At 63.7% G+C, this 26,580-nt stretch carries 29 protein-coding genes and 1 tRNA gene; 15 read left to right on the plus strand and 15 right to left on the minus strand.

The genetic code is table 11. The annotated features are described in order from the left end of the window. Positions 1-5: 5 nt before the first annotated feature. The 7 genes from pth to SPISAL_RS07180 all read right to left on the minus strand — a co-directional run bounded on the left by pth (position 6) and on the right by SPISAL_RS07180 (position 5,261). A complete protein-coding gene (gene pth / locus SPISAL_RS07150) occupies positions 6-590 on the minus strand; it encodes an aminoacyl-tRNA hydrolase (RefSeq protein WP_016353809.1) in 585 nt (194 codons plus the stop codon). A gap of 27 nt (positions 591-617) precedes the next feature. After that, the gene (locus SPISAL_RS07155) at positions 618-1,304 is read right to left on the minus strand and encodes a 50S ribosomal protein L25/general stress protein Ctc (RefSeq protein WP_016353810.1); all 687 of its coding nucleotides are present in this window, start codon (positions 1,302-1,304) and stop codon (positions 618-620) included. Positions 1,305-1,354: 50 nt separating this feature from the next. After that, positions 1,355-2,308 (minus strand): ribose-phosphate diphosphokinase, encoded by a 954-nt coding sequence (locus SPISAL_RS07160; RefSeq protein ID WP_016353811.1) that lies wholly within the window; start codon positions 2,306-2,308, stop codon positions 1,355-1,357. A gap of 29 nt (positions 2,309-2,337) precedes the next feature. Further along, positions 2,338-2,412, minus strand: a tRNA-Gln gene (locus tag SPISAL_RS07165). A 1-nt stretch (position 2,413) separates the two neighbouring features. Beyond that, positions 2,414-3,268, minus strand: coding sequence for a 4-(cytidine 5'-diphospho)-2-C-methyl-D-erythritol kinase (gene ispE / locus SPISAL_RS07170; RefSeq protein ID WP_016353812.1), 855 nt, complete (start codon positions 3,266-3,268; stop codon positions 2,414-2,416). Beyond that, positions 3,268-3,864 carry a lipoprotein insertase outer membrane protein LolB gene (gene lolB / locus SPISAL_RS07175; protein WP_016353813.1) on the minus strand — a complete coding sequence of 199 codons (597 nt, stop codon included), beginning with the start codon at positions 3,862-3,864 and terminating at the stop codon, positions 3,268-3,270. The genes ispE and lolB overlap by 1 nt, the downstream gene beginning before the upstream one ends. Then, positions 3,864-5,261: a tetratricopeptide repeat protein gene (locus SPISAL_RS07180; RefSeq protein WP_016353814.1), complete on the minus strand. Its 1,398-nt coding sequence runs from the start codon at positions 5,259-5,261 to the stop codon at positions 3,864-3,866. Before SPISAL_RS07180 ends, lolB begins: the two co-directional genes overlap by 1 nt. A 138-nt stretch (positions 5,262-5,399) precedes the next feature. Between SPISAL_RS07180 and hemA the strand changes: the two genes are divergently transcribed. Together hemA and prfA are read left to right on the plus strand one after the other, a co-directional pair. Then, entirely contained in the window at positions 5,400-6,680 is a 1,281-nt protein-coding gene (hemA, locus tag SPISAL_RS07185) for a glutamyl-tRNA reductase (protein WP_016353815.1), read from the plus strand. Then, complete coding sequence (gene prfA / locus SPISAL_RS07190; protein WP_016353816.1) at positions 6,673-7,761, plus strand: peptide chain release factor 1; 1,089 nt, start codon at positions 6,673-6,675, stop codon at positions 7,759-7,761. The genes hemA and prfA overlap by 8 nt, the downstream gene beginning before the upstream one ends. Positions 7,762-7,779: 18 nt before the next feature. On the opposite strand, the gene dksA is transcribed toward prfA, so the two are convergent. Next, positions 7,780-8,211, minus strand: coding sequence for an RNA polymerase-binding protein DksA (gene dksA / locus SPISAL_RS07195; protein WP_016353817.1), 432 nt, complete (start codon positions 8,209-8,211; stop codon positions 7,780-7,782). 76 nt (positions 8,212-8,287) lie between these two features. Continuing rightward, on the minus strand, positions 8,288-9,361 hold the full coding sequence (locus SPISAL_RS07200; protein WP_016353818.1) for a 3-deoxy-7-phosphoheptulonate synthase: 1,074 nt from the start codon (positions 9,359-9,361) through the stop codon (positions 8,288-8,290). Positions 9,362-9,479: 118 nt separating this feature from the next. On the opposite strand from SPISAL_RS07200, the gene SPISAL_RS07205 reads away from it, so the two are divergent. Genes SPISAL_RS07205 through SPISAL_RS07215 form a run of 3 tightly spaced genes read left to right on the plus strand, consistent with a single transcriptional unit; the run spans position 9,480 to position 11,349 of the window. After that, the gene (locus tag SPISAL_RS07205) at positions 9,480-9,764 is read left to right on the plus strand and encodes a Trm112 family protein (RefSeq protein WP_245539895.1); all 285 of its coding nucleotides are present in this window, start codon (positions 9,480-9,482) and stop codon (positions 9,762-9,764) included. After that, positions 9,761-10,603 (plus strand): peptide chain release factor N(5)-glutamine methyltransferase, encoded by an 843-nt coding sequence (gene prmC / locus SPISAL_RS07210; protein ID WP_016353820.1) that lies wholly within the window; start codon positions 9,761-9,763, stop codon positions 10,601-10,603. Before SPISAL_RS07205 ends, prmC begins: the two co-directional genes overlap by 4 nt. Further along, entirely contained in the window at positions 10,603-11,349 is a 747-nt protein-coding gene (locus tag SPISAL_RS07215; RefSeq protein ID WP_016353821.1) for a HesA/MoeB/ThiF family protein, read from the plus strand. The genes prmC and SPISAL_RS07215 overlap by 1 nt, the downstream gene beginning before the upstream one ends. On the opposite strand, the gene hslO is transcribed toward SPISAL_RS07215, so the two are convergent. The 4 genes from hslO to gatC are packed head-to-tail and all read right to left on the minus strand — an operon-like array spanning position 11,346 to position 15,456. After that, complete coding sequence (hslO, locus tag SPISAL_RS07220; protein ID WP_016353822.1) at positions 11,346-12,224, minus strand: Hsp33 family molecular chaperone HslO; 879 nt, start codon at positions 12,222-12,224, stop codon at positions 11,346-11,348. The two genes, SPISAL_RS07215 and hslO, sit on opposite strands and share 4 nt — an antisense overlap. 6 nt (positions 12,225-12,230) lie before the next feature. Next, on the minus strand, positions 12,231-13,664 hold the full coding sequence (gene gatB / locus SPISAL_RS07225) for an Asp-tRNA(Asn)/Glu-tRNA(Gln) amidotransferase subunit GatB (RefSeq protein ID WP_016353823.1): 1,434 nt from the start codon (positions 13,662-13,664) through the stop codon (positions 12,231-12,233). Positions 13,665-13,671: 7 nt separating this feature from the next. Then, positions 13,672-15,129 (minus strand): Asp-tRNA(Asn)/Glu-tRNA(Gln) amidotransferase subunit GatA, encoded by a 1,458-nt coding sequence (gatA, locus tag SPISAL_RS07230; protein ID WP_016353824.1) that lies wholly within the window; start codon positions 15,127-15,129, stop codon positions 13,672-13,674. 39 nt (positions 15,130-15,168) lie between these two features. Continuing rightward, complete coding sequence (gene gatC, locus SPISAL_RS07235) at positions 15,169-15,456, minus strand: Asp-tRNA(Asn)/Glu-tRNA(Gln) amidotransferase subunit GatC (RefSeq protein ID WP_016353825.1); 288 nt, start codon at positions 15,454-15,456, stop codon at positions 15,169-15,171. A gap of 117 nt (positions 15,457-15,573) precedes the next feature. On the opposite strand from gatC, the gene SPISAL_RS07240 reads away from it, so the two are divergent. Genes SPISAL_RS07240 through lipB form a run of 10 tightly spaced genes read left to right on the plus strand, consistent with a single transcriptional unit; the run spans position 15,574 to position 24,833 of the window. After that, positions 15,574-16,617, plus strand: coding sequence for a rod shape-determining protein (locus SPISAL_RS07240; protein WP_016353826.1), 1,044 nt, complete (start codon positions 15,574-15,576; stop codon positions 16,615-16,617). Between the two features lie 50 nt (positions 16,618-16,667). Further along, positions 16,668-17,513, plus strand: a complete 846-nt coding sequence (gene mreC / locus SPISAL_RS07245) for a rod shape-determining protein MreC (RefSeq protein ID WP_081633233.1) — start codon at positions 16,668-16,670, stop codon at positions 17,511-17,513. After that, positions 17,506-17,994 (plus strand): rod shape-determining protein MreD, encoded by a 489-nt coding sequence (mreD, locus tag SPISAL_RS07250; protein ID WP_016353828.1) that lies wholly within the window; start codon positions 17,506-17,508, stop codon positions 17,992-17,994. Before mreC ends, mreD begins: the two co-directional genes overlap by 8 nt. A 1-nt stretch (position 17,995) precedes the next feature. Beyond that, on the plus strand, positions 17,996-19,822 hold the full coding sequence (gene mrdA / locus SPISAL_RS07255) for a penicillin-binding protein 2 (protein ID WP_041389302.1): 1,827 nt from the start codon (positions 17,996-17,998) through the stop codon (positions 19,820-19,822). Then, on the plus strand, positions 19,815-20,960 hold the full coding sequence (gene rodA / locus SPISAL_RS07260) for a rod shape-determining protein RodA (RefSeq protein ID WP_016353830.1): 1,146 nt from the start codon (positions 19,815-19,817) through the stop codon (positions 20,958-20,960). The genes mrdA and rodA overlap by 8 nt, the downstream gene beginning before the upstream one ends. After that, positions 20,957-21,955, plus strand: coding sequence for a lytic murein transglycosylase B (gene mltB / locus SPISAL_RS07265; protein ID WP_016353831.1), 999 nt, complete (start codon positions 20,957-20,959; stop codon positions 21,953-21,955). The genes rodA and mltB overlap by 4 nt, the downstream gene beginning before the upstream one ends. Continuing rightward, on the plus strand, positions 21,952-22,770 hold the full coding sequence (locus SPISAL_RS07270; protein WP_016353832.1) for a septal ring lytic transglycosylase RlpA family protein: 819 nt from the start codon (positions 21,952-21,954) through the stop codon (positions 22,768-22,770). The genes mltB and SPISAL_RS07270 overlap by 4 nt, the downstream gene beginning before the upstream one ends. 31 nt (positions 22,771-22,801) lie before the next feature. After that, positions 22,802-23,953, plus strand: a complete 1,152-nt coding sequence (locus SPISAL_RS07275; RefSeq protein ID WP_041389304.1) for a D-alanyl-D-alanine carboxypeptidase family protein — start codon at positions 22,802-22,804, stop codon at positions 23,951-23,953. Further along, the gene (locus tag SPISAL_RS07280; protein ID WP_016353834.1) at positions 23,941-24,216 is read left to right on the plus strand and encodes a YbeD family protein; all 276 of its coding nucleotides are present in this window, start codon (positions 23,941-23,943) and stop codon (positions 24,214-24,216) included. The genes SPISAL_RS07275 and SPISAL_RS07280 overlap by 13 nt, the downstream gene beginning before the upstream one ends. Further along, a complete protein-coding gene (gene lipB, locus SPISAL_RS07285; RefSeq protein ID WP_016353835.1) occupies positions 24,213-24,833 on the plus strand; it encodes a lipoyl(octanoyl) transferase LipB in 621 nt (206 codons plus the stop codon). The genes SPISAL_RS07280 and lipB overlap by 4 nt, the downstream gene beginning before the upstream one ends. Here lipB and murU read toward each other — a convergent pair. Both murU and SPISAL_RS07295 read right to left on the minus strand, forming a co-directional pair. Further along, the gene (murU, locus tag SPISAL_RS07290) at positions 24,796-25,491 is read right to left on the minus strand and encodes an N-acetylmuramate alpha-1-phosphate uridylyltransferase MurU (protein ID WP_016353836.1); all 696 of its coding nucleotides are present in this window, start codon (positions 25,489-25,491) and stop codon (positions 24,796-24,798) included. The genes lipB and murU overlap by 38 nt on opposite strands. Further along, positions 25,488-26,468: an aminoglycoside phosphotransferase family protein gene (locus tag SPISAL_RS07295; protein ID WP_016353837.1), complete on the minus strand. Its 981-nt coding sequence runs from the start codon at positions 26,466-26,468 to the stop codon at positions 25,488-25,490. The genes murU and SPISAL_RS07295 overlap by 4 nt, the downstream gene beginning before the upstream one ends. Positions 26,469-26,580 lie beyond the last annotated feature (112 nt).

The raw sequence follows: 26,580 nt of genomic DNA on the forward strand, positions 1-26,580 counted from the left end.
CTGCCTCAGTCTCTCGTGTGGAGTTGCTGTTGAGCCCGATCCCACTCGCCGCGGGCCAGTTCTGAGGCCACATCAACGGCTGCATCGATTGCCCTATCAATACCGGCGCGCTCCTCGCGCCCAGGCGCATGCAGGACATAAGAGATCACCTGATCACTGTGCCCCGGATGGCCGACACCCAGACGCAGGCGCGCAAAGTCCCGGGTACCCAGTGCCGAGGCGATGTCCCGCAGGCCATTGTGCCCGCCATGCCCCCCACCCTGCTTGAGGCGCACAACACCTGTGGGCAGGTCGATTTCGTCATGCACGACTAGAATCGCCGCCGGATCGATTCGATGGAACTGGGTGAGCGCCGCCACCGATCGCCCGCTGTGGTTCATGTAGGTCATCGGGCAGAGCAGGTGGGTATCCACATCGGCCGCTCGCCAGCGCCCCGCCACACCGTGAAATTTGCGCTCGGATCGAAGATCGATGCCCTCGCGCCGAGCCAGGGCCTCAATAAACCAGAACCCGGCATTGTGCCGGGTTCCGGTGTACTTGGGCCCGGGGTTACCCAGGCCGACCATCAGCTGAATCGCCGAATGACGCATGGGCGGTAATTGGGCGCCCGCGCCGACTCAGCTCTCCGCTTCGCCGGAATCGCCCTCGGACTCATCGCCGCCACCGGTGTCACCAGCATCCGACTCGCCCGCCTCTTCCTCGGTATCCTCTTCCACGGCCTTGCGCGGCGCGTGGATACTGACCAGCACAGGGTCGTGGTCCGTGTCCGGATCAAGCCCCGGGAAGACGACGCCCTCAGGCGCATGAATCTCGGACAGATGAATGGAGGAGCCCAATTCAAGCTCGGCGATATCCACGTCAATGGCCTCTGGCAGGTCATCCGGCAGACACTCAACCTCGATCTCGATGGCATCGTGATGCACCAGGCCGCCCCCCAGTTTCACGCCGACGGCGTCCTCCTGGTTGAGGTAATGGATCGGCACTGTCTGGCGCATTTTCTCGCCAGCCTTGATGCGCAGCAGGTCCATGTGCGAGACCAGTGGCTTGAACGGGTGGCGCTGCAGATCCTTGAGGATCGCCTTCTCAACGCGCTTGCCCTTGACCTTGACGTCGAGAATCTGTGAGAAAAACGTCTCCTCGCGCATCAGGCGCAGGACCTGCTCTTCATCAAACGTCAGCGATACCGGCTTCTTGCCGGCCCCGTAGAGGATGCCCGGGATCTGTTTCGCCCGACGCAGGCGGCGGCTCGCACCCTTCCCCTGGTCCTCGCGAACAGTGGCATCCAGTTTCAGTTCAACACTCATTGCGGTGATATCTCCATTATCGCCCCCGCGACCAGGGGCGGTGATACAAGTCAGTCGACAAACAACTCGCTGACCGACTCATCATTGTTCACTCGCCGCATCGTCTCGGCGAGCATTTCCGCCAGCGACAGCTGACGAATTCGGGTACACGCAGCGGCCTCGGCCGACAACGGGATGCTGTCCGTGACCACAAGCTCGTCCAGTTGACTGGTCTCGATTCGCCCGATGGCCGGCCCGGACAACACCGGGTGGGTAATATACGCGACAACCTTGCCGGCGCCACGCTCTTTGAGTGCGCTCGCGGCCTGGCACAGGGTGCCCGCGGTATCGATGATGTCATCAACGATGATGCAGGTCTTACCCTCGACATCACCAATGATGTTCATGACTTCCAGTTCATTGGCGCGTGGCCGGCGCTTATCGATAATCGCCAGGTCCGCGTTATCCAGGCGCCGGGCGACCGCGCGGGCCCGGAGCACACCACCGACATCCGGCGAGACCACAATCTTGTCCGGATGCGTCTCCCGCCAGATATCGCCCAGCAACACTGGCGAGGCGTAGACATTGTCCACGGGAATATTGAAAAAGCCCTGAATCTGGTCGGCATGCAGGTCGACGGTGACCACCCGGTTAATGCCCGCCGTGGTAATCATGTCCGCCGCCAGTTTGGCGGTGATCGGGACGCGCTGCGAGCGCGGGCGCCGGTCCTGCCGGGCATAGCCGTAGTACGGAATGACCGCCGTGATGCGCGCTGCCGACGAGCGCCGGAGCGCATCAGCAATCACCAGCAGCTCCATCAGATTGTCGTTGGTCGGCGCGCAAGTGGGCTGGATGATGAACACGTCGTGCCCGCGCACGTGCTCGTTAATCTCGACCTGGACTTCGCCATCACTAAACCCGGTCACGAGTGCATCGCCAATGCGGATTTTGAGATGGGTGGCCACGGCACGGGCCAGCTCGGGATTGGCGTTCCCCGTGAACACCATCATGCTTCCGTTTTCCATGGCAGCTGGACCCTGTTTCCCTTATTGAATGGCTGGGGCGGCAGGATTCGAACCTGCGCATGCGGGGATCAAAACCCCGTGCCTTACCGCTTGGCTACGCCCCAATTACAGATGACGCTCGGCCTCCAGGCGGTCGAGCAGCGGTGAACGATTGACGGCCTGGCAAACCCAGGCTTGGAACGTCTTGCCCACCTCCCTGGCTGCCATGCTGGCCCGCTCGCGATCATCGAACCGGGCAAACAGACAACCACCGGTCCCGGTCAATAACGTCGGGCCCCATTCCCCCAACCTATCGAGCGCCCGCGCTACCGCCGGATGTTGTCGCCGAACGACGGCTTCGCAGTCATTTCGGCCTTCACCGGCTTTAAAGCCGCGTATTGTTATATGGGCTCCATGGCGTGTCAATTTAGGGTCACAAAACACCGACCGAGTGTCCACGGAAACACCCGGGTCAACCACCACCAACCAGGGGCAATCCACCTCAACGGGCGTAAGCGATTCCCCAACACCCTCAGCCCAGGCCGCCTGCCCACCCACAAAAACCGGGACATCGGCACCCAGACGGAGCGCCACGGCAGCCAGCTCCCGTTCTGTCAGCCCACAGCGCCACAGCGCATTCAGCGCCACCAGCGTCGTCGCCGCATCAGAACTCCCGCCTCCCAGTCCACCACCGGCGGGAATGCGCTTGTCCAGCCGAATGCGAACGCCCTGACTGATCCCGCCCGCCTGCTGCAACGCCCGCGCTGCCCGCACCGTCAGATCATCGTCAAGCGCCAGGCCAGGCAGCCCGCCGTCGCGAAGAACATCGGGGACATCGAGGATTTCGAAGTCAAGCCAATCGCAGAGCGCTAGAAACTGAAACACCGTCTGCAGCGTGTGATAGCCATCCGCGCGGCGGCCGGTGATATGCAGAAATCGATTAATCTTCGCCGGCGCGGGCCAGGCTGAGGACAGCGACATCAGTTTTCGACCTGCCAGTCGCGGATGACGAGCCGCATCTGGATTGCTTCATGACGCACCTCGACGCGCGCGGGCAGCCAATACCCCGCCTGTCGGGCATAGCGGGCATAGCGGACCCGCCAACCCCCCTGATCCAGGGCGACGGCCCGGCCCTGGGCGTCCAGGCTGACCTCGCCGTCCATCCACGGCACCGGCTGTCCCCGTACCCACCAGCGCAATAGGCCCACAGGCAAGTTGTATCCGGTTACCGCGCGAACCAGCTCCGTCGGGCTGCTGGCTGTATACTGATCGCCATCCGCCGTAGTCAGCGTGACCGTGTCGGCCTGCCCCACAAGCCGTAAACGCCCCGAGCCGAGTGCGCCCCGAAGATCCAGCTGGTAGCCCTCAGTGGATTCCTCCCAGCGGAGACTGGCTGTGCCAGCCTCGTCATCGAACGCCAGCGAGGCCCGTCCGGATAAGGTCCAGGCCCCGGGTGCCTCAGGCGGCTCCCACGCCGCCACCGACAAGGACTTGGCCGCGGGGTTCGATTCAGGCGGTTGCACCGCGCAAGCCGCCAGCCACAACACCCCGAACCCAAGGACCAGCAACCGGCGCATCACGGGTCGAGCCGCTCCTGGGTTTCGCGCAACACGGGATGGTCCGGCTGGCTCTCCAGCGCCGCCTCCCACACCGAGCGCGCCTGATCCCGACGGCCAAGTACCCAAAGCACCTCACCAAGATGGGCCGCGATCTCTGGATCACTCAGCGCGCGCTCATGCGCCGTGCGCAGATACTCGAGGGCCTCTTCCGGATGACCCTGCAGAAATGCCGCCCAGCCCATGCTGTCGATAATGGCGGGGTTATCAGGCGCCAGCGCGTACGCCCGCTCGATCAGTTCAGCCCCAGCATCCAGCCGATCGGTGCGATCAATCAGCGTGTACCCCAGCGCGTTCAGCAGCCGCGGCTCGTCGGGTTGTTCATCCACGAGGGCCTCGAGTTCACTCACCGCCTGGTCGATCTGCTCCAGCATCAACCGGGTCAGGGCCCGGGCATAACGTAGGTCCGTTGATCGGGGGTGGTTTTCCAGGCCCTCATTCAATACCGCGAGGCTTTGCGCATACTCCCCGCGCTTACGCAGCATGTCGCCCTCCAGCACCCGACTCTGCACCACAAGACCCGGCTGCCCCTCGCGCATCGCCTCGAGGACGACCTCGGCCAGCGCATAGGCCTCCGTGTTAATGGCAAGGACAGCCGCCATGTTAAGCAGCCGCGGGCCACGCTCGCCGGCCTCGAAGAGACGCCGATACTGCGCCAGGGCCACCTCCGGGCGATCCTGTGCCAGCAGAAGCTCAGCGCGCAGCAATCTGGCGGGCGTCCAGTCATCACGAAGCGCGATCGCCTGATCCACGGCGTCCTGGGCAAGCCCCAGCTCATCCACCTGCATGGCCAAACGCGCGAGGGCAAGCTGGGCCGCGGGTGAAACAGGATAGGCCGCGGTCAGGCTCTGCATCACACTGACTGCGGCGCGATCCGGAAACTGACGTTGCAGCAAGGACCCGAGCCGACCGATGGCCGCTTCCCGGGCCTTCGGGTCCTCTGGCACCCCATCAACTAACGTGGCCCGCGCCTGATCGATGGCGCCCTGTTCGAGCTGCATGATGCCCAGAATCTGGTGAGCCTCGACGCTGTCGGGATCAAGGGCCTGCCAGCGCTCGGCCATCGCGAGGGCCCGATCCGGTTCGTCCACGCGCATCGCCAGCTCCGCAGCGCGGCGGGCCAGTGCCGGATCGCTGGACAGGCGTGCTGCCTCGGCATACCGCTGACTCGCGGCCGCCGGCTGGTTACGACTGAGCGCAAGCTCTGCGGCCAACACCTGGGTTGTCACCGTCTCTGGGGTTGAGACGGCTGGCGGTGTTTCCGTGGCGATGGCCGTGTCGGCCCGATCGAACAAGCGCAGGCGATCACCGTCCAACGGCGCGCAGGCGCTTAGCCCCATCAGCAGGCCGACGGCCATACCGCGGACACCGTACCGGGGCCAGCGACGGCCCCTGTTCAATTTCCAGTTAGCGAAACTGCTCATGAAGGCCTTACTATACTTGTGTTACACCCGCTCTGCCCTACAATCTCCCACGTTCCAGCCAACTGGATCCCAATGCCTGTCGTCTGTCTGGGTCTTAATCACAAATCAGCGCCCCTGGCCGTCCGGGAGCGTGTGGTCTTCTCCGCCGAGCGGCTCGATCCCGCGCTCGCGGCGCTGGCTGCGCGGCCGGGCGTGCGCGAGGCGGCGGTCGTGTCCACGTGCAACCGCACGGAGATTTATGCCGTCCTGGCCCCGGAGGCGACGCCGGCCATCCTGCGGCGCTGGCTCGAGAGTGAACAGGCGCTGGCGGGCGATGAGCTCGCAGCGCACCTCTACAGCCTCGAAGGCCGTGAGGCGATTCATCATCTCCTGCGAGTCGCCTCGGGTCTCGACTCCCTGGTGCTCGGTGAACCTCAGATCCTGGGGCAAGCCAAGCTTGCCTATCACTCGGCGGCGCGGGCCGGCCTGCTCGGTCAAATCCTGCAACGCCTTTTCCAGCACGCGTTTTCTGTCGCCAAACGCGTGCGCACCGAGACCGACATCGGCGCCCATCCGGTCTCGGTGGCCTACGCTGCGGTGACTTTGGCCCGACAAATCTTCGGCCAGCTAGAGGCTTGCCAGGGGCTGCTGATCGGTGCCGGCGAGATGATCGAACTCACAGCCCGACATTTCCATGAACAGGGCCTGCGCGGGCTGGTCGTTGCCAACCGCAGCCTGGAGCGCGCCCAGCGGGTCGCCGGATTCTGTGACGGGCACGGCATCGGTCTTGACGCACTTGAAGACCAGGTGGCCCGCGCGGATATCATCGTCGCTTGCACGGGCAGCGATACCCCCGTACTCACCCGAGAGACCCTGAAACGGGTCTTCAAAAGCCGCCGCCATCAGCCCCTGTTCATGGTGGATCTCGGCGTGCCACGCGATATTGAACCCAGCGTTGAGACACTGCCCGATGTCTACCTGTACACGGTCGACGACCTGCGGGGCGTCATCGAACAAAGCCGGCGCTCTCGGGCGGCGGCCGCGGATGACGCCGAGGCAATCATCGAAAACCAGACCGATGCCTTCATGGACTGGATGCGCACCCTGAACGCTGTGGGCGCGATCCGGCGCTACCGCCAACATGCCGAGCGCCAGCGTGACGAGGCCCTCGCCCAGGCTCGCCGCCAGCTCGCCGCCGGGCATACCCCCGAAGCGGTCATCGAGCAGCTCGGCCACCGCCTGACGCGCAAGCTACTGCACACCCCAACCATGGGGCTGCGCGAGGCCGCGCGCGAGGGCGACGCCCGAGTGATTCGGGACAGCCACCGCCTGCTCGGCCTGGATGATGACGAGGAACGCGATACCGATGAATGACAACCTGCGCCTCAAGCTCGAAAAGCTGGTCGAGCGCCACGAAGAAATTGAAGGCCTGCTCGCAGACCCCGCCGTGATCGGCGACTCCGAGCGCTTCACCCGCCTCTCCCGCGAGTACGCCCGGCTCGAACCGGTCCGCCGCAACATGGCCTTACTGGCGAGTGCTGAGGCGGACCTGGCCGCCGCCGAAGACATGCTGAACGAAGGGGATGCAGCCATGCGGGCGCTGGGCGAGGACGAGGCCAGCGACGCCCGGGCGCGCCTGAGCGAACTTGAGGCCGAACTCAAGGTGCTCATGCTGCCCGAAGATCCCAACGATGCCCGCAACACCTTTCTGGAGATCCGCGCTGGCACCGGGGGCGATGAAGCCGCCCTGTTCGCGGGTGATCTGCTGCGCATGTACCTGCGCTATGCCGAGCAACAGGGCTGGCGCACCGAGATCATCAGCGAGAGCTCCGGGGAGCAGGGCGGGTACCGGGAAGTCGTGGCCCGAATTGCCGGCGACCGCGTGTACTCGCGGCTGAAATTTGAATCCGGCGCCCACCGGGTCCAGCGGGTTCCCGCAACGGAATCCCAGGGCCGCATCCATACCTCGGCCTGCACCGTGGCCATCCTGCCCGAGGCCGCCGAGATGGACGAAATCGACATCAATACCGCCGATCTTCGCATCGATACGTTTCGAGCCTCTGGCGCCGGGGGGCAGCACATTAACAAAACGGACTCCGCTGTCCGTGTCACCCATTTGCCAACCGGTGTGGTGGTGGAGTGCCAGGACGAGCGCTCACAGCACAAGAACCGTGCCAAGGCGCTGGGGCTATTACAGGCGCGCTTGATGGATCAGCAGCGGGAGGCGGCAGCAACCGAACGCACAGAGGAACGGCGACTGCTGGTGGGGAGTGGTGATCGCTCGGAGCGCATCCGGACCTACAACTTCCCACAGGGTCGAGTGACGGACCATCGCATCAATCTGACTCTCTACAAGCTAGAGGACATCCTGATGGGACAACTTGATCAGGTGGTCGAGCCGCTTGTCAGCGAGTATCAAGCAGATCAGCTCGCTGCCCTGGCCGCCGAGAGCTAGCAAGCGCCGCAGCGCCGCCTAGGCGACACGCTGCTTTTCCTTGATCTCTTCGAGGGTCTTGCAGTCCACGCACAGGGTCGCGGTTGGCCGCGCCTCAAGCCGACGCAAACCAATTTCGACACCGCACTGATCGCAGAACCCGTAATCATCCTTGTGGATGCGCTCCATGGTCTTGTCGATCTTGCGAATCAGCTTGCGCTCGCGGTCCCGGGTACGCAGTTCCAGCGCGAACTCCTCTTCCTGAGTCGCTCGATCAGCCGGATCCGCATAGTGATTCGCGTCGTCGCGCATGTGACTGACCGTGCGCTCAACCTCATCGAGCAGCTGCTGTTTCCAGGCCTCAAGAATCGCCTGGAAATGCGCCAGCTGCGGTTCATTCATGTACTCCTCACCCTCGGCGGGCTGGTACGGTTCGATCCCTCGAACAGGCAGGGAAGCCTTGTCAGTCATCATGTACCTCCATTCGGTCGAGGACAGATTCAACCCTTCGGCGGCCGCGCGGTCAAGCCCAAAACGCGACCGTCGATCAGCCCGCCCTCGCCACCAGCGGTTGCGCCAGTCGCGTCGCCGCGTCACGGAGCACGCGCTCAGTGGTGTCCCAGTCAATGCAGCCATCCGTAATGGACACGCCATACTCCAGCTGGGACAGATCCTCGGTGAGTTTCTGCGCACCCCAGCCCAAGTGACTCTCCATCATGACCGCCACGATCGAGCGATTGCCCTCGATCACCTGATTGACCAGATTGTCCATGACCAGCGGCTGCAGGGCCGGGTCCTTGCTGGAGTTGGCATGACTGCAGTCCACCATCAGCCGTGTCGACAGGCCCGCATCATCCAGCGCCTTTTCGCACAGCGCGATGCTCACGGAGTCGTAATTCGGCTGATTACCGCCCCGCAGCACCACGTGGCCGTAGCGATTGCCGGCCGTGCGAATGACAGCGGACCGTCCATCGGCCTGAGTCACGCCCAGGAAACTGTGAGGGTTCGCTGCCGAGCGCATCGCGTTGATCGCCACATCCAGGCTGCCATCGGTACCGTTCTTGAATCCAACAGCCGTGGACAGCCCGCTGGCCATTTCCCGATGCGTCTGCGACTCGGTGGTGCGTGCCCCGATGGCCGTCCAGCTAATCAGATCGCCGAGGTACTGCGGTGTAATCGGATCCAGCGCCTCGGTCCCCGCCGGCAGGCCAATTTCCGCCAGATGCAACAGAAGCGACCGGGCACGCGTCAGCCCTTCTTCGATATCGAAGCTGTCATCCATATAAGGGTCGTTAATAAGCCCCTTCCATCCAACGGTCGTCCGCGGCTTTTCGAAGTAGACGCGCATAACGATCACCAGCTCTCCGGCCAACTCGTCGTGGAGGGCCTTCAGTCGGCTGGCATAGTCCTTTGCCGCATCGACATCATGAATCGAGCACGGCCCCACCACGACCAAAAGCCGAGGGTCATCGCCGTCCAGAATCGCCTGAACCGCTTTACGCCCCGACTCGACGGTCTTCCGCGCCTGGTCGGACAAAGGCAACCGAGACTTGAGCTCCGCCGGCGGCGGCAGGGGCTCTTGTGCTACCACGTTCAAGTTATCAATTGGCTCGTTTTCCATGGTTCACCATCTGCCTTTAACGCGCGCCATAATCGTCCTTTCATGGTAGCGGCTCGCCGATAAAATGGCTATCGAGCGGCGATATCCCGGGCGTGTCTGTTACTCTCAAGCGGGTTCAATGAAGGATGCGAAAGCCATGGCGATCGACCGCAAATTACTGGATGTCCTGTGCTGCCCTGTCACCAAACAGCCGGTCAGGGTGCTAAAGCGCACCGAACTCAAGGCGCTGAATGAGCGCATCGACGGCGGCGAGGTCCGCTATCAGGACGACAGCCCGGTCGACACCCCGCTTGAAGCGGGTTTGATTACCGCGAACGAAGAGCGGATCTACCGCGTCGATGATGGCATTCCGGTCATGCTTGAAGACCGCGCCATCAACCTGCGGGCCGCGGGACTGAAGTGACAACCCCGCCAACACTGGCGGAGGCACGGCGCCGCGCCGGACAAGAGCTGGCCCCGGTGAGTGCTAGCCCGGCCCTCGACGCAGAATGTCTGCTGGCTTGTGCCACGGGCCTGGCTCGGACGCGATTCCGCGCCCACCCCGAAGAAGTGCTAAAAGCGCCCGCCTGGGCCCGTTTCCAGCACCTGGTTGAGCGGCGTCTGTCCGGCGAGCCAGTGGCGCATCTCACCGGCCACCGCGGTTTCATGGATTTCGAGCTTCGGGTGGGCCCGGCGGTGCTCATCCCTCGACCGGAGACCGAACATCTGGTCGAGGCCGCTCTGGAGCGATCTGCCGCGTCGGTGCTTGACCTGGGGTGTGGCAGCGGCTGCGTGGCCATTGCGCTGGCCCGCGCGTGGCCAGAGGCCGACATCGATGCAGTCGATGTCAGTGAGACTGCCCTCTCGGTGGCCCGAGCGAACGCCCGGGAACTCGGAGCGGATCAGATCCGATTTCATGCCGGTGACTGGTATGCCCCCGTGAGCCGTCAGCGTTACAGCCTAATTGTCTCCAACCCGCCTTATATTGGGGCAGATGAGGCAGAACCGGACACCGGCGATCTTCGCTTCGAACCCCGGCAGGCTCTGATCGCTGGCCCCACCGGCCTGGAGGCGATCCGCATCGTCATTCAGGGCGCGCCAGCGCAGCTTCATCCTGGCGGACAACTCTGGCTTGAGCACGGATACCGCCAGGGCCCGTCGGTTCGTGAGGAACTCGCCGCGGCAGGCTTTACCGCCATTGAGACACGACACGATCTGGCGGGCCACGAGCGCATCAGCGGCGGCAGACTCGAGGCAAGCTGATGAACGACGCGGAACTGCTGCGCTACAGCCGGCAGATCATGGTGCCGGGCCTGGATATCGACGGCCAAGCGCGTTTGCTGGCCTCCCGCGTTCTGATCGTCGGGCTTGGGGGCCTCGGCTCACCCGCCGCGCTGTATCTCGCCGCCGCTGGTGTGGGCCATCTCGTACTCGCCGACTTCGACCGCGTGGAAATCACCAACCTGCAACGCCAGATCCTGCATGGCAGCGCGGATGTCGGCCGGCTCAAAACCGAATCCGCCACCGACCGCCTGCATGCCTTGAATCCGGACACCACGATCACCCGGCTCGATACCCCGATGGACGCCGAACAGCTGAGTGAATGGACGGCGAAGGTCGATCTGGTCGTGGATGGCAGCGACAACTTCGCCACCCGGTTTGCCGTCAATGCCGCCTGTGTCGCTGCCCGCCGCCCACTCGTCTCCGGCGCCGTCATCGGGATGGACGGACAGCTCGCGGTCTTCCGTCCCGATGCGGATGGCCCCTGTTACCGCTGTGTCTATGCCGATACCGGGGAGGAGGCGCAAAGCTGCAGCGAAACCGGTGTACTCGGCCCGCTCCCGGGCGTCATTGGCAGCCTCCAGGCCGTGGAGGTCATCAAGGTATTGACCGGCCTTGGCACGCCCTTAAACGGGCGTTTGCTGATTATGGATGCACTGGGTCAGAACTGGCGCCGCCTTGATTTGCGTCGTGATCCGGACTGCCCGGTCTGTGGCCAAGGGGGTTAGTGGGCCTGATCACTCGCCGGTGAGCGCGCCGCCGCCGGGGTAAAAAGCGCCTCAATGTCGACGGCATCGAACCGATAGGGTTCGTTGCAGAAGTCGCAATGCACCTCGACTTGGCCCTGTTCCTCGAGCGTATCGCGCATTTCCGCCTCGCCAAGGCCCTGCAGCATCGAGGCGACGCGCGCCCGCGAACACCGACAGTGAAACCGCAACGGCATCGGGTCGAAAAGGCGGATATCTTCCTCATGAAACAGTCGCCGAATGATTTCACCCGGCGCCAGCTCACGAAGCTCGCCCCCCGTCACCGTTGCCGCAAGATGCCCGGCCCGCTCCCACGCATCGGGGTCGGCTGCCTCACTCTGTGCGGGCAGACGCTGGATGAGCATGCCGGCGGCATGCGGCTGCTCGGCGGAGAGCCACACCCGCGTCGGCAGTTGCTCTGACTCACTGAAATAATGCTCCAGCGCGGCCGCCAGACTTCCGCCCGCCAGGTCCACCACGCCCTGATAGCGCTCGCCCGCTGATTCGGGCTCGATGGTGATCGCCAGTGTCCCGTCGCGGGCCTGCGCCTCAAGGCCACCGGATTCCGGCACTGCCTCGCGCGTCCGAGCCATCGCCCGCAAGCCGCCGCTGGTGCCGGCCTGCACCAAAAGTAACGACAGGGGACCACTCGACTGCAACTGCAGCGAGAGGTGGCACGGGTATTTCATGGTGGCGGCCAACAGCGCCGTCGCAGCCAGACCCTCGCCGATCAGGCGCTGGACAGCCGGCGAGTGGTCGGTGCGACCAACGATTTCGGTAAACGTCTCGTCCAGCTGCACGACCTCGCCCCGAATATCCGCATGCTCGAAGAGGAACCGATGCAGGCGATCTGACATAAGGCGTTAACCGTCCAGGCGCTGTTTTAGGATTTCATTGACTTGCTGGGGATTCGCCTTGCCGCCGCAGGCCTTCATGACCTGACCCACGAAAAAGCCCATCAATTTGGTCTTGCCCGCCCGGTACTGCTCGAGTTGCTCGGGGTTAGCCGCAATGGCCTCATCAACCAGCGCCTCAATCGCGCTCGAGTCGGTGACCTGCTCGAGACCGCGATCGGCAATCACGGCGTCGGCATCGCCCTCGCCCTGCCACATGGCCTCGAAGACCTCTTTGGCGATCTTGCCCGAGATGGTGTCATCCAGGATTCGTCGCAGCAGATTAGCCAGCGCCTCGGCGTCTACTGGCGTTTCACCAATCTCGAGCCCCTCGCGGTTGAGCGCCCCTGAGAGCTCGCCCATCACCCAGTTAGCAGCCAGTTTGGCGTCGCTGCAACGCCCGGCAACCGCCTCGAAATAATCCGCCAAATCCCGGCTGGCCGTTAAATTGGCGGCGTCGTAATCAGAGAGGCCATAATCGGCCACGAAGCGGTTGCGCTTGGCGTCAGGCAGCTCAGGCAGCTCGTCGCGAACCTCATCGATGAGTGCCGGGGTGATCTCGAGCGGCAGCAAGTCCGGGTCGGGGAAATAGCGATAATCGTTGGCCTCTTCCTTGCCCCGCATCGCCCGCGTTTCCCCACGGTCTGAATCAAACAGCCGAGTCTCCTGGGTGATGGTGCCGCCGTCCTCGAGCACCTCGATTTGGCGCTCAATCTCGTAGTTGATCGCCCGCTCCACAAAGCGGAACGAGTTCAGGTTCTTGATTTCCGCTCGGGTGCCAAACGCAAGCTGACCGACGGGCCGCACCGAGACGTTGGCGTCACAGCGAAAGCTGCCTTCCTGCATGTTGCCATCACAGATCCCGAGATAGCGGACGAGCGAGTGCATCTTCTTCATGTACGCCACCGCTTCCTTGGCGGTCCGCAGATCCGGCTCGGAGACGATCTCGAGCAGCGGGGTGCCCGCCCGATTCAGATCGATGCCACTCATCGCGCCGAAGCCTTCATGCAGGCTCTTGCCCGCGTCCTCCTCCAGATGGGCCCGAGTGACGCCGATGCGCTTGCGCTCGCCGTCGTCGAGATCAATGTCCAGATGGCCCGTGCCCACCACGGGGATCTCATATTGGGAGATCTGATAGCCCTTGGGCAGATCCGGGTAAAAGTAATTTTTTCGGGCAAAGACCGAGCGTCCGGCCACCGTGGCATCCAGCGCCAGCCCAAGGCGAATTGCGAAACGCACCGCCCGTTCGTTGAGCACGGGCAGAACGCCTGGCATGCCCAGGTCGATCGCGCAGGCCTGGGTATTGGCCTGCGCCCCGTACGCCGTCGAGGCACCCGAGAAAATCTTCGTGTTCGTGGCAAGCTGCGCGTGCAGCTCGAGGCCGATAACCGCTTCCCACTGCATGACGCCGCTAACTCCCTGACGCCGGCCGGCGGGTATGCCAGTCCGTGCGCTGCTGAAATCCGTGGGCGGCCCCGAGCAGCCGTCCCTCATCGAAATGATTGCCGATCAACTGCAGGCCCACCGGACGACCGCCCCCGAAGCCCGCCGGGATCGAGAGCGCCGGCAGGCCCGCCAGATTGGTAGCAATCGTGAAAATGTCCGAAAGATACATCTGCACCGGATCATCCGCCTTTGCGCCCAGTGCAAACGCGGTCGAGGGCGCCGTTGGCCCGGCAATCACGTCGACCGTCTCGAACGCCCGCGTAAAGTCATCGCGAATCATTCGCCGAACCTGCTGCGCCTTGAGGTAGTAGGCGTCGTAATAGCCCGCGGACAGGGCATACGTACCCACCATGATCCGCCGTTTCACCTCCTCGCCAAAGCCCTCGCCCCGGCTGCGCTTGTACAGATCTTCGAGATCGACCGGATCGGCACAGCGATGGCCGTAGCGCACGCCATCAAACCGCGACAAGTTGGAGGAGGCCTCGGCCGGGGCAATCACGTAATACACCGGCACCGCGAGGCTCGTGTTCGGCAGGGAGATCTCGCGGACCTCTGCCCCCGCGTCACGGAACACCGCAACGGCCTCTTCAACGGCGCGGGAGACCTCGCTATCGACTCCCTCGGCCTCGAAATACTCCTTGGGCAGCCCGACGCGCAGTCCTTTTAGATCCTGGCCCGCCAGGGCGGCGCGGTAATCCGGGACCGGTTGATCCACGCAGGTGGAATCCCGCGGATCAAAACCGGCCATGGCCGAGAGCAACAGCGCCATGTCCTCCGCCGTCGTGGCCATCGGCCCGGCCTGATCCAGGCTCGAGGCGAAGGCAATCATCCCGTAGCGCGAGACCCGCCCATAGGTGGGTTTGAGCCCGCAGGTACCTGTCAGCGCTGCCGGCTGACGAATCGAGCCGCCCGTATCCGTGCCCGTGGCGGCCGGCACCAGTCGGGCAGCCACCGCCGCCGCGGATCCGCCGGATGACCCACCTGGCACCGTGGTGGTGTCCCACGGATTGCGAACTGCGCCATACCAGCTTGTTTCGTTGGACGAGCCCATGGCGAACTCATCCATGTTGGTCTTGCCCACCATGACCGCGCCCGCCTCACGCAGGCGCTCCACCACATGGGCGTCGTAAGGGGGCACGAAGTTGTCCAGCATCTGGCTGCCGCAACTGGTGCGCACCCCCTCGGTGCAGAAGATGTCCTTATGGGCGATGGGGATGCCGGTCAACGGGCCCGCATCGCCCCGCGCCCGCGCCGCATCGGCAGCGCGTGCCTCGGCCAGCGCAGCCTCCGGCGTCACGGAGATGAACGCGTTGAGTGAGGCCGTCTGCTCGATGGCTTCGAGTACAGCGCTCGTGAGCTCAACGCTCGAGAGCGCACCCTGCTCGAGCAGTGCCCCGAGTTCGGCAATGGTCCGATCGTGCATGGTCTGTCAGATCCTGGCTGGATCCCGGCGGTAACCGGGTTATTCGATAACGCGAGGCACCAGATAGTGCCCATCGGCTGTCGCCGGGGCGATGTTCTGAAAACGCTCGCGGTCGTTTGGCTCGGTGACCTCATCCGCGCGCAGTCGCTGGGTCATCTCCAGCGGATGCGCCAGCGGGTCTACACCCGTCGTATCGACCGCCGAGAGGCGCTCGACAAAGGCGAGGATATCGCTGAGATTGCGCGCATGCGCCTCGCTGTCTGCCTCGTCGACAGCCAGTCGGGCAAGGTGGGCGATCTGCGCCACTTCATCGGCATCAAGCGACATGGACGGAGTCTCCGGAAAACCGCAACACAAGGCGCTAAAAGTAGCATACAAGCCTGCTTGCCCAAACCCCCACCGATTGATAGATTACGTCATCTTTTTCATACGCTGGACCGCTTCATGTTCAAGGGCATACGGGGAGTTTTCTCCAACGATCTTTCAATTGACCTCGGCACCGCGAATACCCTTATCTATTCCCGCGGCCAGGATGTTCTTCTCGACGAGCCCTCGGTGGTGGCGATCCGACAGGATCGCGATGGCGGTCCGAAAACCATCGCCGCCGTGGGCCGTGATGCCAAGGTCATGCTCGGCCGCACGCCGGGCACAATCAAAGCCATTCGGCCGCTGAAGGACGGCGTGATCGCCGACTTCACCATCACCGAGAAGATGCTTCAGTACTTTATTAAAAAGGTCCATGAAGCGAGATTCTTCCGGCCGAGCCCGCGGGTGCTGGTCTGCGTGCCCTGTGGGTCCACCCAGGTTGAGCGCCGCGCCATTCGCGAGTCCGCCGCCGGGGCGGGCGCCCGCGAGGTCTATCTGATCGAAGAGCCCATGGCCGCTGCCATCGGCGCGGACATGCCAGTGGGTGAGGCCCGCGGATCGATGGTGCTCGACATCGGGGGTGGCACCTCAGAGGTCGCAGTGCTCTCCTTGAATGGCATCGTTTACTCGGCATCCGTGCGCATTGGTGGCGATCGTTTTGACGAGGCCATCGTAAACTACGTGCGCCGCAACTACGGCATCCTGATTGGTGAGGCTACCGCCGAGCGCATCAAGCACGAAATCGGCCAGGCCTTTCCCGGAAGCGAAGTCCGCGAAATGGAAATCAAGGGCCGCAATCTGGCGCAGGGGATTCCGCGGAGTTTCACACTCAACAGCAACGAAATGCTCGAGGCGCTCCAGGAGCCGCTTTCCGGCATCGTGGGTGCCGTTAAGACGGCGCTTGAGCAGACACCACCGGAGCTCGGGGCGGACGTCGCCGAGCGCGGGATTGTGCTGACGGGCGGCGGCGCCCTGTTGCGCAACCTCGATCGCCTGCTGATGGAAGAAACCGGCCTGCCGGTCGTGGTCGCCGAAGACCCGCTCACCTGCGTCGCCCGCGGCGGCGGTCGGGCGCTAGAGCTGATGGACGAAAAGGGCACCGACCTCTTCACGAGCGAGTAATCCAGCGCTAGCCTGCAAGGAGAGCACGCGGAACGGGAGGATCCCCTACCATCAAGCCCCTATTCCTACAGGGCCCATCCCTCACCGCCCGGCTGATATTACTGCTGCTGATCTCCGTTGCACTGATGACCGTGGATCACCGGCAGGGGCTGCTAGAGCCCGTTCGGCAGGTCATCTCGACCGCGGTGCACCCGATCCGCCTGGTCGCGAGTCTGCCGACGACACTGCTGGACACGGCAAGCACGCAATTAACCAGCCGACGCGAGCTACTCGCGGAAAACGCCCGGCTGCAAGAGAAGCAAACCCGGGTCGAAGCGCGACTCCAACGCCTCGATGCGCTCGAGGCGGAAAATATCCGTCTCCGCACGCTGCTGGACTCCTCTTACGACTTGGAACGGCCGGTTCTGATCGCCGACCTCATCGAGGTCGATCTCGATCCGTTCAGCCATCTCATCGAGATCGACAAAGGCCTGCAGGACGATGTCTATGTTGGCCAACCAGTGATCGATGGCAATGGCGTTATCGGCCAGGTTGACCGCATCGCCCCGCTGAGTGCGACCGTCCGGCTCATCAGTGACCCAAGTCATGGCCTCCCGGTTCAAGTCAACCGCAACGGCTTGCGCAGCGTGGCATTCGGCACCGGGCGGCTCGACACGCTGACGATTCGCACTTTGCCCAACAATGCCGATATCCGCGCCGATGATCTGATCGTCACCTCCGGGCTCGGGGGGCGCTTTCCGTCCGGCTATCCGGTTGCCCGGGTCAAAAGCGCCCAAACGGATCCAGGTGAGCCCTTCTCGCGCATCGAGCTCGAGCCGCTGGGGGCCCTTGACCGGATTCAGGAAGTCCTGCTGATCGAACGGGAACAGACACCGGAGGGCACAGCGGATGAGTGAACCCCGGCCTCGCGGCATTGGGCTGATCGCGGTGACCATCATCGTTGGCCTGCTTCTCGACCTTATCCCCCTACCAAGGGCAATTGAGGCCTTCTGGCCACCCTGGGCCCTGCTGGTGCTCGTTTACTGGAGCCTGGCGATGCCCTCCCGGGTCGGCGTGGGCGTGGCCTGGATTGTCGGGCTGGTACAGGACGTGCTGCAGGGGACGCTGCTGGGCGCACACGCCATCGCCTTCGCCCTTGCCGCTTACCTCACGATCCAGGTGTATCAGCGCATGCGCGCCGTGCCCATTTGGCAGCAGGCGATTACGGTCCTGATGCTGCTGTTGATCGTGCGCCTGATCCTGCTCTGGGTTCGCGAACTCATGGGCGCGGGGGGGTTGAGCTGGCAGTTCTGGATGCCGGCGGTGACGGGCACCATCGCCTGGCCTTTGGTATTTTTCGTTCTTCGCTCGCTTCGCCGCCGCTATCAGGTGAGCTGACATGAGTCTGGATATGCTGCGAGACAAGGCGGGAGAGCGGCGCGTCGTGCGCAGCCGCCTGGCCGTCGTCAGCGTCATCCTGGTCCTGGTCTTCGGCGCGATCCTGGGCCGTGTCGCCTATCTCCAGATTGTGGAGCACGAGCAGCTCACCAAACGATCACAGGACAACCGCATTCGCCTGGCCCCTGTCGATGCTACGCGCGGCCTTATTCTGGACCGATCCGGGCAGACCCTCGCCGAGAATCGACCAGCATTCAGCTTAACGATTGTCCCCGAGCAGGTGGCCGACATGGACGCCCTGCTGAGTGAACTGGATGCGCTGATCGACATCTCCGAGGCCGAACGCGCCGCGTTCGCCGAGGCGCGCGCCCGCTCGCGAAGCTTTCAGGAAATCCCTTTACGCCTGCAACTCAGTGAAGAGACCGTCGCCGAGCTCGCTATCAACCGGCACCGCTTCCCCGGCGTGGAGGTTCGCCCACGGCTTGCCCGACACTATCCGTACGGGCAGGTCGGCGCCCACGTGGTCGGCTATGTGGGGCGCATCAACGAACGCGAACTGCGCCAGGGCGATCCGAACCAGTATCGCAGCACCAGCCTGACGGGTAAGGCAGGGATTGAGCGATTCTATGAGCCGCGACTGCAGGGCAAACTCGGAATCGAGCACATCGAAACCAACGCCCTCGGCCGGTCCATTGCCACGTTGGAGCGCCGGCCACCCACGCCTGGCGAAGACATCCAGCTCACGCTCGATATCGAGCTCCAGCGTCTCGCCGAGGAGACGCTAGGGGATTACCGCGGTGCCATTGTGGCCCTCGACCCTCGCGACGGTTCGATACTGGCCCTGGCCAGCCGCCCCCGTTTCGATCCGAACGCCCTGTCCCGAGGGATCGACCAGGACACGCTTGACGCCCTGAACCGGGATGTTACGCAACCCCTTTTCAACCGGGCCATTGCCGGGCGCTATCCGCCCGGCTCTGTTGTGAAGCCATTTCTGGGCCTCGCGGGGGCGGCAGGTGGCCATATCAACCCAAACGAAACCCTCTATTGCAATGGCACCTTCCAGCTGCCCAATGTCTCGCGCGTCTGGCGAGACTGGAAGCCCGAGGGCCATGGTCATGTCGATCTCACTCAATCTGTTGCCCAATCCTGCGATATTTACTTCTACGAACTCGCCAACGACATGGGCATTAATGCGATGCATGAGTGGATGAGCCGCTTTGGCTATGGTCAGGCCACGGGCATCGATCTGCCCGGTGAACGCGCGGGCGTCATGCCCTCGCGGGCGTGGAAGCGAGAGACGCGGGGAGAACCGTGGTACACCGGCGAGACCATCAACACCGGGATTGGGCAGGGCTTTACCCTTGCCACGCCCATCCAGATGGCAACCTCCACGGCGCTGATCGCCAACCGTGGTCGGCCGATCCGCCCGCAACTCCTTGCCGACCGCGAGGCCTTATCCCTCGGCCCGACAATCGAGCCAGTTGAACTGGCTGACGAAGCGTACTGGCAGCACGCCTGGAACGGTATGATCGAGACCGTACACGGACGCCGAGGCACCGCCCGCCGCCTCGGTGCGGATCTCGACTTCCGCATGGCCGGCAAGACCGGCACCGCACAGGTGGTCGGTATTGCACAGGATGAGGAATACGACGAGGAAACTCTCGATGCCCGTTTTCATGACCATGCGCTGTTTACCGCGTTTGCCCCAGTGAAGGACCCGCGCATCGCCGTCGCCGTGGTTGTTGAGAACGGCGGCAGTGGCAGTCAGACGGCAGCCCCAATGGCCAAAACGGTGATTGAAGCGTGGCTGAGTCGAACCGATGGATAACCTGAACTGGTCCACCCTCAACGTGAACGAAGCGGCCCGCCGCGCCTCGGGCGGTCTTCTACAGCGCATCCTGCGCCTGGACGGGCTGTTGGTGGGGCTTTTGCTGCTGAATGCCGCTTTAGGCCTGCTCGTGCTCTACAGCGCATTCGGTGGGCAAATCGAGCCGATCCAGAGCCATCTGCTGCGCCTGGGCGTGGGCTTTGTTCTCATGATGCTCATTGCGCAGATTCCGCCCTGGCGCCTGGCGCCCATGGCGCCCTGGCTTTTCGGCATCGGCGCCGTGATGCTGGTGGCTGTTCTGCTCATCGGCGAATTGGGCGGCGGTGCGCGGCGTTGGCTTGATCTGGGGGTTGTTGGCTTCCAGCCCGCCGAGCTCATGAAAGTCGCGCTACCGATGATGCTGGCGTGGTTCCTTGCCCAGCGGCCCCTGCCAGCGAGCTTTAACCAGACCTTGCTCGCCCTTGGCATCATCGTCCTGCCCGTGGCCATGATCGGCGTCCAGCCTGATCTGGGCACCGCCATTCTGGTGGGCACGGCGGGCATGGCTGTGTTGTTTCTTGCTGGTGTGGCCTGGCGGCTCATCGTGACGCTGGGCACACTGGCGCTGGCCGCCGTGCCGGTGCTGTGGATCTTTGGCATGCAGGACTATCAGCGCAATCGCGTCCTCACCTTTCTCGATCCCGAGCGCGACCCGCTTGGCGCTGGCTACAACATCATCCAGGCGCAGATCGCCATCGGCTCCGGCGGGGTGTTTGGCAAGGGCTGGATGAATGGCACGCAGGCCCATCTCGACTTCATCCCTGAGCAGCACACCGATTTCGTCTTCGCCGTCCTTGCCGAAGAACTGGGACTGTTGGGCGTTATCATCCTGCTCAGCCTGTACGGAATGATCATCGCCCGGTCGCTCTGGATCGCTCGAGAGGCCCAGGACAATTTCTCACGGCTACTGGCCGGCGCGCTGGCGCTGACATTTTTCATCTACTGCTCGATCAACATGGGCATGGTCGCAGGCCTATTGCCCGTTGTCGGCCTCCCGCTGCCCCTCGTGAGCTATGGCGGCTCGTCTATGGTGACGCTTCTCGCCGGCTTCGGTATTCTCATGTCCATTCATTCCCATCGCCGCATGTGGTCAGCGTGAACATCATCAACATCTCGTCCTGGCGCCCCGCGCTTGTCCTCGTCACCCTCGCACTGGCGGGCTGCGCCAGTTTCGCGGGTGATGACCCCGGTGATCCGGCCGCCATGCGAGCCTTCGCCCAGACCATGGCCGATCGCCACGGCATGGATGCCGCCGCCATTGAGACCCTCTTGCTTGATGAGGCCGAGCATCAGCAGGGCATCATCGATGCCATCAGCGATCCCGCCGAAGCGCTGCCCTGGTATCGTTATCGCCCGATTTTTCTGACCGACGAGCGCATTGAAGCGGGCCTCGATTACTGGGACACCCATGCCGAGATACTGGACCAGGTCGAGGCCACCTACGGCGTGCCGCCCCACATCGTCGTCGCAATCATCGGCGTGGAGACGCGATACGGTCGCTACCGTGGCCGGCACCGCGTCCTTGACGCACTGCGCACCCTCGCCTTCGCCTACCCGCCCCGCGCCGATTTCTTCCGCAGCGAGCTCGAAGCGTTTTTGTTGCTCGCCGATGAAGAACGCTTTGACCCCACGGCGCCGCTTGGCTCATACGCCGGCGCCATGGGCGTTCCGCAGTTCATCAGTAGCAGCTATCGCGCCTATGCGGTTGATTTTGACGGCAACGGTCGCCGCGATCTGTTCTCGGAGCCGGCCGATGCCATGGGCAGTGTCGGAAATTACTTTGCCCGCCATGGCTGGGAAGCCGGTGCACCCATCGCCACCCGGGCCGAGGTCACGGGGAACCGCTGGTCCGAGTATCAGCGGGATGATCTGAAACCCGTCGACACGGTTGCCGAGCTTGAAGCGGCGGGAATCACACCCCGGGCGCCCCTGAGCGGGGCGCAGCCCGCTCGACTGCTCGAGCTCGAGACCGAGACAGGTCAGGCGCACTGGATCACCCTGAACAATTTCTACGTCATTACCCGCTACAACCACAGCCCGCTGTATGCGATGGCTGTCCTGCAACTGGGCGAAGCCATGCGGGAGGCCCGGTGATCCGCCGCATCGAAGCCATCGGTGGCGTCCTCCTCGTGCTGTTTCTGGCCGGCTGTAGCGGCATGGGGCCAGCACCGGGGGATGGTCCGGGCCGAGTCATCGACAACCCCCAGGCCATCCCGGATGCCATACCCAGAAACGCACCGCCCAGCCGCTACGGCAACCCCGATACCTACGAGGTCTTCGGCGAGACCTATCGGGTTATGCGCACCGCGGATGGCCATCGCGAACGTGGCATCGCCTCCTGGTATGGCAGCAAGTTTCATGGCCGCCGCACCTCGAGTGGCGAGCCGTATGACATGTACACGATGACCGCTGCCCACCGCAGTCTGCCGCTGCCCACCTGGGTAGAGGTCCGGCATCTTGGCAACGATCGCCGCATCGTGGTCAAGGTTAACGACCGCGGACCGTTTGCGGATAACCGCATCATCGATCTGTCGTATGCCGCTGCCGCCAAGCTCGGCATGCTCGGCACCGGTACCGCCCCCGTCGAGATCCGGACGGTTACGCCTGAAGGGCCCGAGGAGTCGGTGGTCGAAGCGGCCAACACGACGGCCCCGGGCGAATCAGCACCCAGTGATGATCCGGGCTACTGGCTGCAGGTAGCGGCGTTTGGCGAGCGACAAAACGCCGAACAACTCATGCGCGAGCTGGCGGCCGCGGGCGTTCGTCACCCGGCGCGGATTGAGTCGGGGGACGATGGACTGCATCGCGTCCGTCTGGGCCCGCTCGACAATGCCGAAGCCGTGGATGATGCCAGTCAGGCCTTAAAGACTGCCAATTTCGACCCGGGTCATGTCATTATTCCGGACTAATCAAATCACCGTACTCAGCGAGTCGTACATCATGCCCAGAACCCTTCCTCTTGCCCTGTCGGCGCTACTGATTCTGTGCCTCAGCCCCGCGGTGATGGCGCAGACGCAGCCAATCCCCGTGCCGTCTCCGCCGAGTGTCGGTGCCAACGGCTATGTGCTGCTCGACTTTCACACCAACAAGGTGCTCGCTGAGCGCAACAGCGACACGCGGCTTGACCCCGCCAGCCTGACGAAGGTGATGACCGCCTTTGTTGTCTTCAGCGAGCTGAAGGCTGGCAATCTGCAGCTGACTGACCCGGTTCAGATCAGTGAAAATGCCTGGCGGGCCAAGGGCTCGCGAATGTTCATCGAGGTGGGCAGCCAGATCAGCGTAGAAAACCTGCTGCGCGGCATGATCGTGCAGTCGGGTAATGACGCGAGCATTGCGCTGGCCGAGCATATCGCGGGCAGCGAGCAGACGTTTGCTGCGCTCATGAATCAATATGCTGACGAGCTCGGCATGGCCAACACCCAGTACACTAACGCCGCTGGCCTCCCGGAGGATGATCACTACTCCACGGCAGCCGATACGGCTCGGCTTGTCCGCGCGCTGATTAACCGCTTTCCCGAGTATTACGGCTACTACTCCGAGCGCTCTTTCGTGTGGAACGACATCGAGCAGTTCAACCGCAACCGCATGCTCTGGCAGGACGACAGCGTCGACGGCGTCAAAACCGGCTACACCGAAAGCGCCGGCTATTGTCTGGCGACCTCCGCCGAGCGCGACGGCATGCGACTGATCTCGGTGGTCATGGGCACCGACAGCGCCGCAGCCCGGGTCCAGGCCAGCAAATCCCTGCTCAACTTCGGCTACCGGTTCTACGAAACTCGCCGGCTCTACGCCGCCGACGACGTCATTGAAGAAACCCGGGTCTGGAAAGGTGAGCGTGAGCAGCTACCGCTTGGCCTGGCGGACGCCCTTCACATCACCGTTCCCTCACGGGCCTACGACCGAGTCGAGGCCAGCCTGGAAGTGGACCAGCCCATCCAGGCACCGATCGAGGCGGGCACCGTGCTGGGGCGCTTGACGATCTCACTGGATGGCGAATCCCTCGCTAGCCGGGATGTGGTCGCCCTCGAACCGGTGACTCAGGCGGGATTGGTCGGCCGACTGGTCGACAGCGTGAAACTATGGCTGAACTAAACGACGGTGAGCACGGGCTGACCTTCCCTTGCGAGTTCCCCATCAAGGCGATGGGGCCAGCGACCAGCGAGCTGACAGAGGCTGTCTGGCACATCGTGTCCCGCCACGCGCCACAGACGTCCGAGGACCGGTTGCGAACCAGTCAAAGCCGCGGTGGGCGCTATGTCTCGGTCACCGTCACCATCACCGCAGAGAGTCGCGCCCAGCTTGATACGATTTACGCTGAGCTGAGCGCGCATGACCAGGTGCTGGCCACCCTGTGAGCCCCGCTGAACCCTGCGTTCGGGATCTTGGCCTGGCCGACTACGAAATCACCTGGTCGGCCATGCGCCGCTTCACTGATGACCGGGGCCCGGACACCCGGGACGAAATCTGGCGGGTGGAACACCCCCCCGTGTTCACCCTCGGCCAGGCAGGGCGTCAGGAACACGTCCTGGATGCTGGCACGATCCCGCTGGTCCAAACCGATCGGGGCGGACAGGTCACCTACCACGGTCCAGGCCAAGCGGTCATTTATCCACTGCTGGATCTTCGCCGCCACGGGCTCGGGCCACGGCGACTGGTGAGCTTGCTCGAGTCGACGGTCGTCGACTGGCTGGCCACGATGGGCATTGACGCCGCCCCTCGGGCTGACGCGCCCGGTGTCTACGTTGGGCCAGCGAAGATTGCGGCACTGGGCCTGCGCATTCGACGCGGTTTCAGCTATCACGGGCTGGCGGTGAATGTCGCCATGGACCTAACGCCCTACCAGCGCATTAATCCCTGCGGACATGCTGAACTGCCAGTGACCGATCTGGCCCGTCTTGGCGTTGAGCGCTCACTGGATACCGCCTTCGCCGAACTTACTCATCAGCTGCTGAAGGGACTTGGCCGGCGCTAAGCCAGCCATCCAGCCGCGCAAGCCGCGCTGGCGTGCCGATATCAAACCACGCGCCTGTATGCTGCACCCCGGTCAGCTGACGGCGGTCGGCTGCGCGCTTTAACAGCGGACCGAGCGGTGCATGGGCCGTGCGCTGTCCAGCAAACAAATCCGGGCGGTAGCAGCCGATGCCCGCAAAGGTCAGTCGTTGCCCACTGCCCTCGGTCCGTACCGACGACGCCGCATCCAGATGGAAATCACCGTGCGGGTGATGACTCGGGTTTTCCACCAGCACGAGCTTCGCCAAGCCCTCGGGGGCCGATGACAAAGTCCGAAAATCAAAATCCGACCACACATCGCCGTTCACCACCCAGAACGGGTGTGGCCCCAGCCATGGCAACGCACGAATGATGCCGCCGGCGGTCTCCAGCGCCTGATCGCCCTCGTCGGAGATCAGGACCTCAAGCCCCCACGCCGAGCCATCCCCGACAAAGTCCCGAATACGCTGACCCAGCCAGGCCACGTTGATCACGACGCGACGGCAGCCGGCATCCGCCAACCGGGCCAGATGCCAGTCAAGCAGCGTCCGCCCGCCCACCGTCAGCAAGGGTTTGGGACAGTGATCGGTAAGCGGGCGCATGCGCTCGCCGCGCCCAGCCGCCAAAATCATGGCATTCATGCGCGCGCCGCCTTGACGGGCAACGCATCCAGCATGGCCCGTAGCCCGGCATAAGCGGGGTACGGGGCAAGCTCGCGCGCCAAATAGGCGAGAAAGCGGGGGGCATCATCGAGGTAACTCGGTTTGTCATCGCGATAGGCCAGCCGCGCAAAGATGCCCAACACCTTGAGGTGCCGCTGCGCACCCATCAGATCGATGGCCTCATCAAGTGGATCAGGCAGTGCAATGCCGGCCGCGCGCGCAGCGGCTTCATAACGCGCAATAAACGCCCTTTCAGCCGCCGGTGGGAAGTCGAAAAAGGCATCGCGCAACAAACTCACCAGGTCATAAGTGACCGGCCCCACCAGGGCATCCTGAAAGTCGATTACCCCGGGATTAGGCTGACTGACCAACAGATTACGGGCCATAAAGTCACGATGCACCGCCACTTGGGGTTGATTCGTGGCCGCCAGGATCAAGCCCTCGCAAGCAGATCGCCATTCGGCCCACCACTGTGTATCGGGCTCGAGCCCAAGATGCTGCCTGACATACCAGGTTGGAAAGAGATCCAGCTCCGCCTGCAGCCGGTCCGCGTCGTAAGCCGGCAACACAGCCGGCGCCGTGGCGGCCTGCCAGCGCACCAGCGCCACCAGGGCATCATCCAGCAGCGGCTCTGCGGGCTCGCCACGACGCAACGCCGCCAGATAATCCGTACCACCCAGATCCTCGATCACCATCACCCCGGCCTGCGCATCGGCCCGGTCCACCGCTGGCACATGGACACCGGCCGCCTCCATTAAGCGGCGGACGCGCAGATAGGCCTCGCACACGGCCACCTGGTCGGGCGCATCCATCACCACGCGACCGCCGGCCGGCGTCTGCAGGCGGAAATATCGCCGGGCGCTGGCGTCCGCACCCAAGGCGACCAGACTCGCGGGGTCGAAGCCGTTTTCGATCAGCCAGTTGGCGACAAAGCGCTGTCTTGCATCCTCAACCATGACTTTTCCCCGCACCCCCGGTGCCCCAACGTGCTCCCATAGGGTAACCTTTCCGCGATTAGGCTTCTGCGCCCAGACAGGGAGTTCCGATCATACCGCCGAGATTGCTCAA

The organism is Spiribacter salinus M19-40, from assembly GCF_000319575.2.
Taxonomy (GTDB): Bacteria; Pseudomonadota; Gammaproteobacteria; order Nitrococcales; family Nitrococcaceae; genus Spiribacter; species Spiribacter salinus.

Bases quoted from the DNA above. Each gene is read 5' to 3' on its own strand.
- pth (WP_016353809.1), bottom strand. From the start codon at position 590: ATGCGTCATTCGGCGATTCAGCTGATGGTCGGCCTGGGTAACCCCGGG.
- ispE (WP_016353812.1), bottom strand. From the start codon at position 3,268: ATGTCGCTGTCCTCAGCCTGGCCCGCGCCGGCGAAGATTAATCGATTT.
- mrdA (WP_041389302.1), top strand. From the start codon at position 17,996: ATGAGTCTGGATATGCTGCGAGACAAGGCGGGAGAGCGGCGCGTCGTG.
- SPISAL_RS07295 (WP_016353837.1), bottom strand. From the start codon at position 26,468: ATGGTTGAGGATGCAAGACAGCGCTTTGTCGCCAACTGGCTGATCGAA.
- gatA (WP_016353824.1), bottom strand. From the start codon at position 15,129: ATGCACGATCGGACCATTGCCGAACTCGGGGCACTGCTCGAGCAGGGT.
- SPISAL_RS07155 (WP_016353810.1), bottom strand. From the start codon at position 1,304: ATGAGTGTTGAACTGAAACTGGATGCCACTGTTCGCGAGGACCAGGGG.
- SPISAL_RS07200 (WP_016353818.1), bottom strand. From the start codon at position 9,361: ATGGAAAACGAGCCAATTGATAACTTGAACGTGGTAGCACAAGAGCCC.
- SPISAL_RS07205 (WP_245539895.1), top strand. From the start codon at position 9,480: ATGAAGGATGCGAAAGCCATGGCGATCGACCGCAAATTACTGGATGTC.
- SPISAL_RS07240 (WP_016353826.1), top strand. From the start codon at position 15,574: ATGTTCAAGGGCATACGGGGAGTTTTCTCCAACGATCTTTCAATTGAC.
- prfA (WP_016353816.1), top strand. From the start codon at position 6,673: ATGAATGACAACCTGCGCCTCAAGCTCGAAAAGCTGGTCGAGCGCCAC.
- SPISAL_RS07180 (WP_016353814.1), bottom strand. From the start codon at position 5,261: ATGGCCGTCGGCCTGCTGATGGGGCTAAGCGCCTGCGCGCCGTTGGAC.
- SPISAL_RS07275 (WP_041389304.1), top strand. From the start codon at position 22,802: ATGCCCAGAACCCTTCCTCTTGCCCTGTCGGCGCTACTGATTCTGTGC.
- SPISAL_RS07160 (WP_016353811.1), bottom strand. From the start codon at position 2,308: ATGGAAAACGGAAGCATGATGGTGTTCACGGGGAACGCCAATCCCGAG.
- rodA (WP_016353830.1), top strand. From the start codon at position 19,815: ATGGATAACCTGAACTGGTCCACCCTCAACGTGAACGAAGCGGCCCGC.
- dksA (WP_016353817.1), bottom strand. From the start codon at position 8,211: ATGACTGACAAGGCTTCCCTGCCTGTTCGAGGGATCGAACCGTACCAG.
- SPISAL_RS07280 (WP_016353834.1), top strand. From the start codon at position 23,941: ATGGCTGAACTAAACGACGGTGAGCACGGGCTGACCTTCCCTTGCGAG.
- hslO (WP_016353822.1), bottom strand. From the start codon at position 12,224: ATGTCAGATCGCCTGCATCGGTTCCTCTTCGAGCATGCGGATATTCGG.
- gatB (WP_016353823.1), bottom strand. From the start codon at position 13,664: ATGCAGTGGGAAGCGGTTATCGGCCTCGAGCTGCACGCGCAGCTTGCC.
- lolB (WP_016353813.1), bottom strand. From the start codon at position 3,864: ATGCGCCGGTTGCTGGTCCTTGGGTTCGGGGTGTTGTGGCTGGCGGCT.
- gatC (WP_016353825.1), bottom strand. From the start codon at position 15,456: ATGTCGCTTGATGCCGATGAAGTGGCGCAGATCGCCCACCTTGCCCGA.
- mreD (WP_016353828.1), top strand. From the start codon at position 17,506: ATGAGTGAACCCCGGCCTCGCGGCATTGGGCTGATCGCGGTGACCATC.
- hemA (WP_016353815.1), top strand. From the start codon at position 5,400: ATGCCTGTCGTCTGTCTGGGTCTTAATCACAAATCAGCGCCCCTGGCC.
- murU (WP_016353836.1), bottom strand. From the start codon at position 25,491: ATGAATGCCATGATTTTGGCGGCTGGGCGCGGCGAGCGCATGCGCCCG.
- SPISAL_RS07215 (WP_016353821.1), top strand. From the start codon at position 10,603: ATGAACGACGCGGAACTGCTGCGCTACAGCCGGCAGATCATGGTGCCG.